Raw genomic sequence first — 12,708 nt, forward strand, 5'->3', positions numbered from 1 at the left:
GTTTGCAAAAATGCCGACCAGGAATTTCTCCGCCAGCAAGCCTTCGATTTCCGCCGATGCAACGCTCGCCGTGCCGCGCGCCCGGCGTCGCGCGAGTGCGCAGCAAGGCAAGCATGTCGCGCTGCCCGACCTGACCGCGAGCGTGTCGTTCGATTCGCACGAACCCATCGGCAAGCAGATTTTCCGGGCGTTGCGGCAGGCCATTTTTATCGGACAGATGGCGCCGGGCACGCCGCTTTCGGAGAAGGACGTCTCCGACATGTTTCAGGTGTCGCGGCAGCCCGTGCGCGAGGCGTTCATCAAACTGGTCGAGGCGGGCGTGTTGCAGGTCTTGCCGCAACGCGGGACTTTCGTGAAGCGCATTTCGCCGCGTCAGGTGCGCGAAGGGCGCTTCATTCGCGAGGCGATTGAAGCAGCCGTCGTGCGCAAAGCGGCTGTGTCGATTACCGACGAGCAATTGCAGGCGCTTACCGACAACATCCGTGACCAGAAGCTCGCGGCGAAATCGAACGACACGGCCGCGTTTCTCGCACTCGACGAGGCGTTTCATTACGCGATCGCTCAAGCAATAGATTGCACGGCCGCGTGGGAAACCATCCAGGACATCAAGGCGCAGATGGACCGCGTGCGTTACTTGAGTCTGCCCGACGTGTCGCCGCTCGATCTGCTAATCAAACAGCACGCGAAAATCCTGGCCGGCTTGCGCGCCCACGATCCGGCCGCCGCCGAAGCCGCGATGCGCAGTCATCTGCGCGAAATTCTCGTGTCGCTCGGTCCCATCGCCGCGCGCAATCCCGCGTGGTTCGAAGCGGACGAACCCGAGCGCGTGCCGCTGTCCACGTAAATACGTCGCGCTGGACAGGTCCCGAAACGCGCCGTCTTATGGCAAAGTGTGCCGTTTAAAAGCCATGAGGTGAGGGGCCAATGACAGGTCGCCTGGTCTATGTGATGGGGCCGTCCGGCGCGGGTAAAGACGCGTTGCTGGGCTTTGCGCGCAAGCATCTCGCGGGCGAGCCGATTCTTTTCGCGCATCGTTACATTACGCGGCCAAGCGGCAATGGCGAGGAACATGTCGCGCTCAGTGTCGAGGAGTTCGCCGCGCGTTCGTTGCTCGGTCTCTTCGCGCTCGAGTGGTCGAGTCATTCGCTGCACTATGGAATCGGCATCGAACTCGATGCGTGGCTCGCGCGTGGTTGCACGGTGGTCGTCAACGGTTCGCGTCAGTATCTGCATCATGCGCTCGCGCGCTATCCGCGGACCGAAGTCGTGCATGTGGACGCGGCGCCGCATATTCTCGAAGCGCGTCTCGGCGCACGTGCGCGCGAATCCGCGGAACAGGTGGCGGCGCGGCTCGCACGTCACGCGCCTTTCAGCTTGCCCGACGGCGTGCGCTGCGAGTCGATCGACAACTCAGGCGAACTCGAAGACGCGGGCCATGCCTTGATCGCCTTCCTCAAGGGCCATGCCCGGCTATAGTGCTGGACATCGAGCCGCGTGAGCGTGGGTCACGCTTACGGCCGCCTTTGCATCTGCCTTCATTCAGCTTCAGCCATCACGGAGTCCCTTGAAAAATGAGCGAAACCGCGCGTTTGACCGAACTAGCCGATCTGATTCCCGCCACCGAAAGCCTGCGCGACATTCGCCATCACATTCATCGCCATCCCGAACTGGCTTACGAGGAATTGCAGACCGCCGCGCTCGTCGCCGGCAAACTCGAAGAATGGGGCTGGCAGGTGACGCGCGGTGTCGGTGAAACCGGCGTGGTCGGTACGTTGAAAATGGGCGAGGGCACACGCAGCATCGGCATTCGCGCGGACATGGACGCGTTGCCGATCGTCGAGGAAACCGGCTTGCCTTATGCGAGCGGCACGCACGGCAAGATGCACGCGTGCGGCCACGACGGTCACACGACAATGCTGCTCGGCGCGGCCCAACGCCTCGCGGTCACGCGCAATTTTTCGGGCACGGTGCACCTGTACTTTCAGCCGGCCGAAGAAAGCGGCATCGACAGCGGCGCGAAGAAAATGATCGAAGACGGCCTGTTCGAGCGCTTTCCGTGCGACGCCGTGTTCGGTGTGCACAATCATCCGGGCGCGGAGCCGGGCGTGCTGCTGTTTCGCAAGGGGCCGTTCATGTCGGCGGGCGACAAGGCGATCATCACGATTGAAGGCGTGGGCGGTCATGCGGCGCGTCCGCATCTGACGGTCGATCCGGTCGTGATCGCCGCGAGCATCGTAATGGCGTTGCAGACGATCGTCGCGCGCAACGTCGATCCGTCGCAACCGGCGGTCGTGACGGTCGGCTCCATGCATGCGGGCACGGCGAACAACGTGATCGCAAGCACGGCGAAGCTGGAACTGAGCGTGCGTTCGTTCAGCGCCGAAGTGCGCGCGCTGCTGAAAAAGCGCATTACCGAGCTCGCCGAAACGCAGGCCGCGAGTTATGGCGGCAAGGCCATCGTCGAATATATCGAAGGCTATCCGGTCGTGATTAATTCGGATCACGAAACAGATTTCGCCATCGAAGTCGCGCGCGAACTGGTGGGCGACGACAAGGTCGTCGCACAGACCGACATGCTCATGGGCAGCGAAGACTTTGCGTTCATGCTGCAACAGCGGCCAGGCACGTTCTTGCGTATCGGCAACGGAGTCGGCGAGGACGGCTGCATGGTGCACAACCCGCACTACGACTTCAACGACCGCAATCTGCCGGTGGGCGCCGCGTTCTGGACGCGTCTTGTGGAACGGTATCTGAGCCGCTAGACGCCTGGACGCAGGCAGCGGCGCTTGTGCTTCAACGTTATTCACGCAGAAGCGCAAGCACAAGCGCCAGCGCCATCACCCGCGCCGCGCCACCATCTCCGACACGCTTTGCGCCGCGTGTTGCAGCGGCTCGAGAAACGCCTTCACCATCTGCTTCGCGGAATTGCGCTGCGCATTGCCGCTGATGTTCATCGCGGCGATCACGCGTCCCTGCCGATTGCGGATCGGCGCGGACAGCGAAATCAGACCGCCTTCGAGTTCCTGATCGACGATGGCCCAGCCCTGGCGGCGCACCTGCGCGATCAGCTTCTTCAGTTCTTCCTTGTCCGTCACCGTGCGCGGCGTGTGCGCGTAAAGCGGCGACGAATTCAGCGTTGCGTCGAGCGTTTCGTCGTCGAGCGCGGACAGCAGCACGCGGCCCATCGACGTGCAATACGCCGGCAAGCGGCTGCCGATCGACAGATTGATCGTCATGATCTTGTGCGTCGGCACGCGCAGCACATACACGATCTCGGTACGGTCGAGCACGGCCGCCGAGCAGCTCTCGTGAACCTGCGCCGACAATTCCTCCATCACCGGCTCGGCGAGATTCCAGAACGGCATCGACGTCAGATACGCGAAGCCGAGGTCCAGAATCTTCGGCGTGAGACGGAACAGGCGCCCTTCGGCTTCGACATAACCGAGCGTCTGCAAGGTCAGCAGAATGCGGCGCGCGCCGGCGCGCGTGAGGCCGGTCGCGGCGGCGACGTCGGTGAGCGTCTGTTCGGGGCGCTTCGCGTCGAACGCGCGAATCACCGCGAGGCCACGCGCGAACGACTGCACGTAGGAGTCGCCCGGTTTGTCCGGGGCCGGTTCGGCGCTGGCGGAAACGTCGGAGGACGGCGGCAAGGCTTTGCTCATGGACCTGGGAGAATGCGTTCGAAGGGCTCGGGCACCGCTCGCGTCGAGTGAATCGACCTCGATCGACCGCGATCGACGCTTGATCAACATGCGGATGCGCAAAGGCGTGACGATAGCTTAAGCCTTCTGTTTCGCCAACTTAAGCACCCTGCGCTTGAAAAACCCAGGGTATCCGAGGATGCCGTCCGCATCGAAAATTTGTATGATGACCCGATAACATGACAACGAGGCAGTGCATGTTCGACAAGATTCCAGCGCGCGCATTGAGCGACACGGTCGCGCAGCAACTTCTCAAGCAGATCGACAAGGGCACGTTCACGCGCGGCGGCAAGCTGCCGACCGAGGCCGTGCTCGCGCAACAGTTCGGCGTGAGCCGCACGGTGATTCGCGAGGCGATCTCGCGGCTGAAGAATGAAGGCGTGGTCGAGCCGCGTCAGGGCAGCGGCGTGTTCGTCGCGGCGCATGGGACGGTGCGGCCGCTGCGCATCGACTACGCGGAAGCGGTCGAGCCCGGCTCCGTCGTGCAGATTCTCGCGCTGCGGCGGGCGATCGAAGCCGAAGTCGCGTCCGAGGCCGCGATGCGCCGCACCGACGCCGACATGATGGCCATCGACGCCGCGCTCGCGAAGATCGACGAGGCCGTCGCCGAGGGCGAAGACGGCGTGACCGAAGACGTCGCGTTTCATCGCGCGATCGCGGCGGCCACCGGCAATCCGTATTTCCTCAAAACGCTCACGTTCCTGAACCAGTATCTCGAGGCCGGCACGGTCGTCACGCGTCGCAATGAAGCGTTGCGCGAGGACTTTTCGCGTCAGGTGCGCGAAGAGCATGCGGCCATTGCCGCCGCGATTCGCGCGGGCGATCCGATGGCCGCGCGCAATGCGGCGCGAACGCATATGTACAACGCCGCACGGCGGCTCGCGGAAGCGGGCATTTGCTGATGCAAAGCCCCGCGCCCGGCGCATTCCCGCGCCGATTCGCGTGAGCACTTAACAGACTTCAGAGAGGTTCGAGCATGTCCAGAAATGTCGGTGTCATCGGTCTTGGCGCAATGGGCCTGGGCGTCGCGCGCTCGTTGCTGCGCGCGGGCTTTCGCGTTCACGCGTGCGATCTGCGCGGTGAAGTGCTGCAAGCCTTCGTGAAGGAGGGCGGCGTGGGTTGCGCATCGCCCGCCGAACTCGGCGCGCAATGCGAGGTGGTCGTCACGCTGGTCGTCAACGCTGCGCAAACCGAAGCGGTGCTGTTCGGCGCACAAGGCGCGGTTTCGGCGATGAAGCCGGGCGGCGTCGTGATCGCGAGCGCGACGGTCGCGCCCGACTTCGCGATCGAACTCGGCAAGCGTGTTGAAGCAGCCGGCTTGCAGATGCTCGATGCACCGGTCTCGGGTGGCGCGGCGCGCGCGGCATCCGGCGAGATGACGATGATGACGTCCGGCCCCGCCGCGGCTTATGCGGCCTGCGAGGACGTGCTGGCGAAGATGGCCGGCAAGGTCTACCGCCTCGGCTCGGCGCATGGCGCGGGATCGAAGGTGAAGATCATCAACCAGTTGCTCGCGGGCGTGCATATCGCGGTGGCGGCGGAGGCGATGGCGCTCGGCTTGCGCGAAGGCGTCGATCCCGACGCGCTGTACGACGTCATCACGCACAGCGCGGGCAATTCGTGGATGTTCGAAAATCGCGTGCCGCACATACTCAATGGCGATTACACGCCGCTGTCGGCCGTCGATATTTTCGTCAAGGATCTCGGCCTCGTGCTCGATACCGCGCGCCGCTCGAAATTCCCGTTGCCGCTCTCGGCGGCGGCGCATCAGATGTTCATGATGGCGTCCACGGCCGGCCACGGCGGCGAGGACGATTCCGCGGTCATCAAGATTTTCCCCGGCATCGACGTGCCGGCGGCCAAGTAAGCGGGAGCGCCTGCCATGACGGCTACGACACAACGCGCGCTGCTCGGCTGCATCGCCGACGATTTCACGGGCGCGACCGACCTCGCGAATATGCTGGTGCGCGGCGGCATGCGCACCGTGCAGACCATCGGCGTTCCTCAGGATGGCGAAACGATCACGGCGGATGCAATCGTCGTCGCGCTGAAGTCGCGCACGATTCCGGCCGCCGATGCGGTCGCGCAATCGCTCGCCGCGCTCGACTGGTTGCGCGCGCAAGGATGCCGCCAGTTCGTTTTCAAATATTGCTCGACGTTCGATTCGACCGATGCGGGCAACATCGGCCCGGTGACGGATGCGTTGCTCGACGCGCTTTGCGCCGACGACAAGGCAAGCGCTTTCACGATTGCATGCCCGGCGTTTCCCGAGAACGGCCGCACGATTTTTCGCGGGCATCTGTTCGTCGGCGATGCATTGCTCAGCGAGTCCGGCATGGAGAATCATCCGCTCACGCCGATGCGCGACGCGAACCTCGTGCGCGTGCTGCAACGTCAGACGCAATCGCAAGTCGGGCTCGTGCGCTATGACGCGGTGGCGAAGGGCGCCGCGGCCGTGCGCGAATCGTTCGACGCGTTGCGTAAGCAGGGCGCACGCATGGCAATCGCCGATGCGGTCTCCGACGCCGATCTATACGTGCTCGGCGAAGCCTGCGCCGATCTCAGGCTGATCACGGGCGGCTCGGGCATCGCACTCGGTTTGCCAGCCAACTTTCGCCGCGCGGGCTTGCTTCAGCCGCAAGACGATGCGGCGCAACTGCCGGCCGTCGAAGGTTTGTCGGCGGTGCTCGCGGGCAGCGCGTCGAAAGCGACCAACGCGCAGGTCGCGGCGTGGCGCGACACGCGTCCCGCGTTTCGCATCGATCCGCTCGCGGCCGCGCGCGGCGAGGCCGTCGTCGAACAGGCGCTCGCATTCGCGCAAACGTACCTCGACAAAGGCGAGCCGATGCTGATCTATGCAACCGCCACGCCCGACGAAGTCAAAGCGGTGCAACGCGAACTCGGCGTCGATAAGGCGGGGCATCTGGTCGAAGCCACGTTGGCGTCGATTGCGCGCGGCCTTTATGAGCGCGGCGTGCGCAAGTTCGTCGTGGCCGGCGGCGAGACGTCGGGCGCAGTGGTGCAGGCGCTCGACGTGCACAGTTTGCGCATCGGCGCGCAGATCGATCCGGGCGTGCCCGCGACTGCGACGACGGGCCCGCAACCGCTCGCGCTCGCGCTAAAGTCCGGCAATTTCGGCGCAACGGATTTCTTCGAAAAAGCGCTGCGCCATCTGAACGGAGCCGCTTGATGACTAGTGAACTGACTAGCGCAACGACCGGCGCAACGACCGGCGCAACGACCGGCGCACCCGCCATCCACGCAACGAACGAAGCGCGCGTGCGCGAAGAAATCTGCATAACGGGCGCGAGTCTTTATCAGCGCGGCTATACCGTGGGCAGCGCCGGCAACATCAGCGCGCGTCTCGACGACGGCTGGCTCATCACGCCGACGGATGCGTGCCTCGGCCGCCTCGATCCCGCCGACATCGCCAAAGTCGATCTCGACGGCAACGCGGTGTCGGGCGGCAAGCCGTCGAAAACGCTCGCGCTGCATCGCGGCATCTATGCGCGCAACAGCGAGGCGCGCGGCATCGTGCATACACATTCGACGCATCTCGTCGCGCTTACGCTTGCGGGCGTGTGGAACGAGAGCGACGTACTGCCGCCGATCACCCCGTACTACGTGATGAAAGTGGGCCACGTCCCGCTGATTCGTTACAGCCGGCCAGGCGATCCGGAAGTCGCCGCGCAAATCGCCGCGCTGGCCGGCAGCGTTCGCGCGGTGTTGCTCGAGCGGCTCGGTCCGGTGGTGTGGGAGCGCTCGGTCGCGCAGGCGTCGTATGCACTCGAAGAACTCGAGGAAACCGCACGTTTGTGGCTCATGACGAATTCGCGGCCCGCGCCGCTTACCGAAGCCGCGCTCGAAGAACTGCGCAGCGTGTTCGGCGCGCGCTGGTAGCCGGTTGCAACGGACCATCCAAAGCTAGATCGCCCAAGGCGACGCATCACACATCCATCCAAGGAGACATTGCATGAGTTCGTATCAGGCCGTATCGGGCCAGCCGATTGCGGCGGCCCTGGGACAACCCGGCGCCGCGGAAATCGAGCGTACCTACAAGAAAGTGTTCTGGCGCATCGTGCCGTTCCTGATGCTGTGCTACGTGGTCGCTTATCTCGACCGTGTGAACGTGGGCTTTGCCAAGCTGCAAATGTCGCAGGATCTCGCGTTTAGCGAAACCGTGTTCGGCCTCGGCGCGGGCGTGTTTTTCATCGGCTATTTTCTGTTCGAGTTGCCGAGCAATATTCTGATGCACAAGCTCGGCGCGCGTATCTGGATTGCGCGAATCATGATTACCTGGGGCGTGATGTCGGCGCTGTTCGTGTTCGTCAAGACGCCCGCGCAGTTCTATATCTTGCGGTTTCTGCTCGGTCTCGCCGAAGCCGGTTTCTATCCTGGCGTGATTCTTTATCTGACGTACTGGTTCCCGTCGCATCGGCGCGCGAAGATCATTGCGGTGTTCATGTCGGCGATTCCCGTGTCGGGCATTTTCGGCAATCCGCTGTCCGGCTGGATCATGCAGTCGTTTCATAACAGCTCGGGTCTCGCAGGCTGGCAGTGGATGTTCCTGATCGAAGCGGTTCCCGCGGTTGCAATCGGCATTGCGACGATCCTGTATCTCGACAACGGCATCGCGAGCGCGAAGTGGCTGAGCGAACCCGAAAAGCGCTTGCTCAGCGATGAAATCGCCGCATCGCAGCCGAAGGAAAAAGCCAATGCGCATTCGCTGCGCGCCGTGTTCCGCGATCCGCGCACGTGGTGGATGTCGCTGATCTATTTCGCGTTCGTCACCGGCCAATATGGTTTGACGTTCTGGATGCCGACGCTCATCAAATCGACAGGCGTTAGCGGTTCGTTCAATATCGGCTTGCTGAGCGCTATTCCGTTTCTCTGCGCGATCGTCGTGATGAATCTGATGGGCCATAGCGCCGACAAGCGCCGCGAACGCCGCTGGCATCTGATCGTGCCGGCGCTGTTCGGCGCGGTGGGCTTCACGGTGGCGGCTTCGTTCGCGAGCAACACGGTTGTGTCGATTGCATTTCTATCGCTCGCCGCAGCCGGCGTGCTGACCTGCGCGCCGCTTTTCTGGTCGCTGCCGACGGCGTTCATGTCGGGCGCGACCGCGGCGGCAGGCATCGCGATCATCAATTCGATCGGGAATCTCGCGGGCTTCGCGAGCCCTTATATGATCGGGTATCTGAAGGACCTGACGCACAGTACGCAGTCCGGCATGTATGTGCTGGCCGGCATGCTGGTGATCGGCGCGATTGCCACGTGGCTCACGCCCGCGAAACTGGTCAACCGTTAATCGTCTTGCGCGCGGCTTACGCATTGCCTGGTGTTGTTTGCCGCGCGCCGAACATCGCTTCAAAGGAGTTGCCGCCATGCCTCGCTTCGCCGCGAATCTGTCGATGATGTACAACGAGCACGCTTTCCTGGACCGCTTCGCCGCCGCGGCGAAAGACGGCTTCAAAGCGGTCGAGTTTCTGTTCCCCTACGATTTCCGCGCGGAAGAAATCAAGGCGCGTCTCGATGCGAACGGCCTCACGCAAGCGCTCTTCAATGCGCCGCCGGGCGACTGGGCAAGCGGCGAGCGCGGCATCGCGACGTTGCCGGGGCGTGAAGACGAGTTCCGCCGCAGCATCGACACCGCGCTCGACTACGCACGCGTGATCGGCAATCGCAAGCTGCACGTGATGGCGGGCCTGATCGCCGCCGATCAGCCGCGCGAGCGGCATCGCGAGGTGTATCTGCAAAACCTTGCGCATGCCGCGAAGGCCGCGCAAGCGGAGGGCATCATGATCGTGATCGAGCCGATCAATACACGCGACATGCCGGGCTTTTTTCTCAACCGGCAGGACGAAGCGCAAGCCATTTGCGCGGAAGTCGGCGCGCCGAATCTGAAGGTGCAGTTCGACTGTTATCACTGCCAGATCGTCGAAGGCGATCTCGCGATGAAACTGAGGCGCGATTTCGCGGGCATCGGCCACATTCAGGTCGCGGGCGTGCCCGAGCGGCACGAGCCGGACACGGGCGAGATCAACTATCCGTATCTGTTCGAGGTGATCGACGCGCTCGGTTACGACGGCTATATCGGCTGCGAATACCGGCCGCGCGCCGCGACCTCCGCGGGACTCGGCTGGCTCAAGCCCTATCTAAACGCAGCGTGAAGGCGGCCTGAGCGCGGCCTGATAACCCAACACGAGGACTCAAGCGAATCATGAAAGTACTCATTACCGGCGGTGCAGGTTTTCTCGGTCAGCGCCTCGCGCGTGAACTGCTCGCGCGCGGTTCGTTGAAAGACGCGCAGGGCGCGCCGCAAGCACTCACGGAACTCGTGCTGCTCGACGTCGTGCAAGCCAACGATTTCGGCGACAGCCGCGTGCGCACCGAAGTCGGCGATATCGCCGAGCGCAGCGTGCTCGAGCGCGCGATCGACGGCCACACAGCGGCGATTTTTCATCTTGCCGCCATCGTCAGCGGGCAGGCCGAAGCGGATTTCGATCTCGGCATGCGCATCAATCTGGATGCATCGCGTCTGCTGCTGGATGTCTGCCGGCAACGCGGACACCGGCCGCGCGTGCTGTTCACGAGTTCGGTCGCGGTGTACGGCGGCGAGTTGCCCGAGGTCGTGAAGAACGATACGGCGCTCAATCCGCAGTCGTCCTACGGCGCGCAGAAAGCGATCGCCGAATTGCTGCTCAACGATTACTCGCGGCGCGGTTTCGTCGACGGACGCGTGCTGCGTCTGCCGACCATCAGCGTGCGGCCGGGCAAGCCGAACGCGGCGGCGTCGTCGTTCGCGAGCGGCATTATCCGCGAGCCGCTGAACGGCGAAGAGGCCGTGTGTCCGGTCAACGGCTCGACGCGCCTGTGGCTGCTGTCGCCGCGCAAGGCGATTGAATGCCTGATCGCCGGCCTCGAGCTGAATGCCGCCGCGCTCGGCAACCAGCGCGTGCTGAATCTGCCCGGCATTTCAGTCAGCGTCGACGAGATGGTCGCGGCGTTGCGCGAAGTGGCCGGCGACGAAGTCGCGAAACGGATCGTGTGGCAGGCGGATGCGCGCGTGGAAAAGATTGTCGGCAGTTGGCCCGGACGATGGGATACGTCGCGCGCCGAGCAACTGGGCTTGCGCGGCGATCAAAGTTTCGCCGATGTGATCCGCGGCTATATCGCCGACGAAGGCATCTCGCTCCGCTGACGTCCCTTTAGCGTCCCTTCAAACGTCCCTCCAGCCTCGCGCCGCGGCCTTGCAAACACGGGCCGCGGCGCGAGCGCCTCAATCGTCAGACGCTTTGCCGTGCGCGTTCCGGCTTCTCACGTATTCCCTGGTGCAAGCCGGCGTTCGCTTGACAGCGTTTCCGCCGCGCGCCTATCATCGAGTCTTGTTGTTCGATATATGACCGTATGTTCGCATAAAGAACAAAACGGCCGGCGACTCGAACGCATCGTTCCCTATCCTGCGCTAAGCTGAATTCCCGCGAGTACCGCCCGGCAGCCCGTCCGGCCGATGCCCGACTCATCCCGTGCGCTTCTGTCGGCGCCGCGCGCAGTTCATCACTGGAGACATCACATGTCCGAAGCATTCCTGTGCGACGCGATTCGCACACCCATCGGCCGCTATGCGGGTTCGCTGTCGTCGGTTCGCGCCGACGATCTGGGCGCGGTGCCGCTCAAGGCGCTGATGGAGCGCAACCCGAACGTCGACTGGAACGCCATCGACGACGTGATCTACGGCTGTGCCAATCAGGCCGGCGAAGACAACCGCAACGTCGCGCGCATGTCGCTGCTGCTCGCGGGCTTGCCGCAAGCGGTGCCCGGCTCGACCGTGAACCGCCTGTGCGGTTCAGGCATGGACGCGGTCGGCATCGCGGCGCGCGCGATCAAATCGGGCGAGGCCGCGTTGATGGTGGCAGGCGGCGTCGAAAGCATGAGCCGCGCGCCGTTCGTGATGGGCAAGGCGACCAGCGCGTTTTCGCGCCAGGCGGACATCTACGACACGACCATCGGCTGGCGTTTCGTCAATCCGTTGATGAAGCAGATGTACGGCGTCGACTCGATGCCCGAGACCGGCGAGAACGTCGCGACCGACTACAACATCAGCCGCGCCGATCAGGATGCGTTCGCGCTGCGCAGCCAGCAAAAAGCCGCGCGCGCGCAGAAGGACGGCACGCTCGCGCAGGAAATCGTCGGTGTGACGATCGCGCAGAAGAAGGGCGATCCGATCACCGTGTCGCAAGACGAGCATCCGCGCGAAACGAGCCTCGAGACGCTCGCGAAACTGAAGGGCGTCGTGCGCCCGGACGGCACCGTGACCGCAGGCAACGCGTCGGGCGTCAACGACGGCGCTGCTGCCCTGCTGCTCGCGAACGAAGAGACCGCGAAGCGCTTCGGCCTCACGCCGCGCGCGCGCGTGCTCGGCATCGCGACGGCCGGCGTCGCGCCGCGCGTGATGGGCATCGGCCCGGCGCCCGCCACGCAAAAACTGCTGGCGCGTTTGAACATGACCATCGATCAGTTCGACGTGATCGAGCTGAACGAGGCGTTCGCGTCGCAAGGCATTGCGGTGCTGCGCACGCTCGGCGTGGCCGACGACGACGCACGCGTGAACCCGAACGGCGGCGCGATCGCGTTGGGTCATCCGCTCGGCATGAGCGGCGCACGTCTCGTCACGACGGCGATGTACCAGTTGCAACGCACGCAAGGGCGCTTCGCGTTGTGCACGATGTGCATCGGCGTCGGACAGGGAATTGCAATCGCCATCGAACGCGTGTGATGTTCTGAACGCGTCTGCGTTAGATAACGCTCCGCGCACAACAGCCTCTTCGCCCAACAGCGAAGAGGCTGTTTTTTTGCATGGATGCCTGCGGCCCTTCGCGCGATTGAAGCTTTCTGTAAGGCATGTACAATCTTTGCGCTGCACCTTTAATCAAGCGTCCTGAATATATGCGTATGGAGCGATGCGAAATGCGCATTGAATAAAGGGCGATTCATCGAGGAGAGCGTA

At 63.8% G+C, this 12,708-nt stretch carries 12 protein-coding genes; 11 read left to right on the top strand and 1 reads right to left on the bottom strand.

Annotated features, from left to right (window positions below):
- The first annotated feature begins 10 nt into the window (after positions 1-10).
- The 3 genes from ABIE53_RS25135 to ABIE53_RS25145 all read left to right on the top strand — a co-directional run bounded on the left by ABIE53_RS25135 (position 11) and on the right by ABIE53_RS25145 (position 2,762).
- On the top strand, positions 11-844 hold the full coding sequence (locus ABIE53_RS25135; protein ID WP_310074578.1) for a GntR family transcriptional regulator: 834 nt from the start codon (positions 11-13) through the stop codon (positions 842-844).
- 80 nt (positions 845-924) lie between these two features.
- On the top strand, positions 925-1,476 hold the full coding sequence (gene phnN, locus ABIE53_RS25140) for a phosphonate metabolism protein/1,5-bisphosphokinase (PRPP-forming) PhnN (RefSeq protein ID WP_053859522.1): 552 nt from the start codon (positions 925-927) through the stop codon (positions 1,474-1,476).
- Positions 1,477-1,571: 95 nt separating this feature from the next.
- Positions 1,572-2,762 (top strand): M20 aminoacylase family protein, encoded by a 1,191-nt coding sequence (locus ABIE53_RS25145; protein ID WP_192699350.1) that lies wholly within the window; start codon positions 1,572-1,574, stop codon positions 2,760-2,762.
- A gap of 75 nt (positions 2,763-2,837) precedes the next feature.
- On the opposite strand, the gene ABIE53_RS25150 is transcribed toward ABIE53_RS25145, so the two are convergent.
- Complete coding sequence (locus tag ABIE53_RS25150; RefSeq protein ID WP_006049264.1) at positions 2,838-3,662, bottom strand: IclR family transcriptional regulator; 825 nt, start codon at positions 3,660-3,662, stop codon at positions 2,838-2,840.
- Between the two features lie 236 nt (positions 3,663-3,898).
- Here ABIE53_RS25150 and ABIE53_RS25155 point away from each other — a divergent pair, with 236 nt between their 5' ends.
- The 8 genes from ABIE53_RS25155 to pcaF all read left to right on the top strand — a co-directional run bounded on the left by ABIE53_RS25155 (position 3,899) and on the right by pcaF (position 12,477).
- Positions 3,899-4,603 carry a FadR/GntR family transcriptional regulator gene (locus ABIE53_RS25155; protein ID WP_006049265.1) on the top strand — a complete coding sequence of 235 codons (705 nt, stop codon included), beginning with the start codon at positions 3,899-3,901 and terminating at the stop codon, positions 4,601-4,603.
- A gap of 74 nt (positions 4,604-4,677) precedes the next feature.
- The gene (ltnD, locus tag ABIE53_RS25160) at positions 4,678-5,568 is read left to right on the top strand and encodes an L-threonate dehydrogenase (protein ID WP_192699349.1); all 891 of its coding nucleotides are present in this window, start codon (positions 4,678-4,680) and stop codon (positions 5,566-5,568) included.
- 15 nt (positions 5,569-5,583) lie between these two features.
- A complete protein-coding gene (gene otnK / locus ABIE53_RS25165; RefSeq protein WP_192699348.1) occupies positions 5,584-6,891 on the top strand; it encodes a 3-oxo-tetronate kinase in 1,308 nt (435 codons plus the stop codon).
- Complete coding sequence (otnC, locus tag ABIE53_RS25170; RefSeq protein ID WP_192699347.1) at positions 6,891-7,601, top strand: 3-oxo-tetronate 4-phosphate decarboxylase; 711 nt, start codon at positions 6,891-6,893, stop codon at positions 7,599-7,601. The genes otnK and otnC overlap by 1 nt, the downstream gene beginning before the upstream one ends.
- Before the next feature lie 73 nt (positions 7,602-7,674).
- Positions 7,675-9,009 carry an MFS transporter gene (locus ABIE53_RS25175; protein WP_192699346.1) on the top strand — a complete coding sequence of 445 codons (1,335 nt, stop codon included), beginning with the start codon at positions 7,675-7,677 and terminating at the stop codon, positions 9,007-9,009.
- Between the two features lie 76 nt (positions 9,010-9,085).
- Complete coding sequence (otnI, locus tag ABIE53_RS25180) at positions 9,086-9,871, top strand: 2-oxo-tetronate isomerase (protein ID WP_192699345.1); 786 nt, start codon at positions 9,086-9,088, stop codon at positions 9,869-9,871.
- A gap of 50 nt (positions 9,872-9,921) precedes the next feature.
- A complete protein-coding gene (gene denD / locus ABIE53_RS25185) occupies positions 9,922-10,902 on the top strand; it encodes a D-erythronate dehydrogenase (protein WP_192699344.1) in 981 nt (326 codons plus the stop codon).
- Between the two features lie 372 nt (positions 10,903-11,274).
- Positions 11,275-12,477, top strand: a complete 1,203-nt coding sequence (gene pcaF, locus ABIE53_RS25190) for a 3-oxoadipyl-CoA thiolase (RefSeq protein WP_053859514.1) — start codon at positions 11,275-11,277, stop codon at positions 12,475-12,477.
- Positions 12,478-12,708: the final 231 nt, after the last annotated feature.

It is taken from the genome of Paraburkholderia sp. OAS925 (genome assembly GCF_040543975.1).
GTDB lineage: Bacteria > Pseudomonadota > Gammaproteobacteria > Burkholderiales > Burkholderiaceae > Paraburkholderia > Paraburkholderia graminis.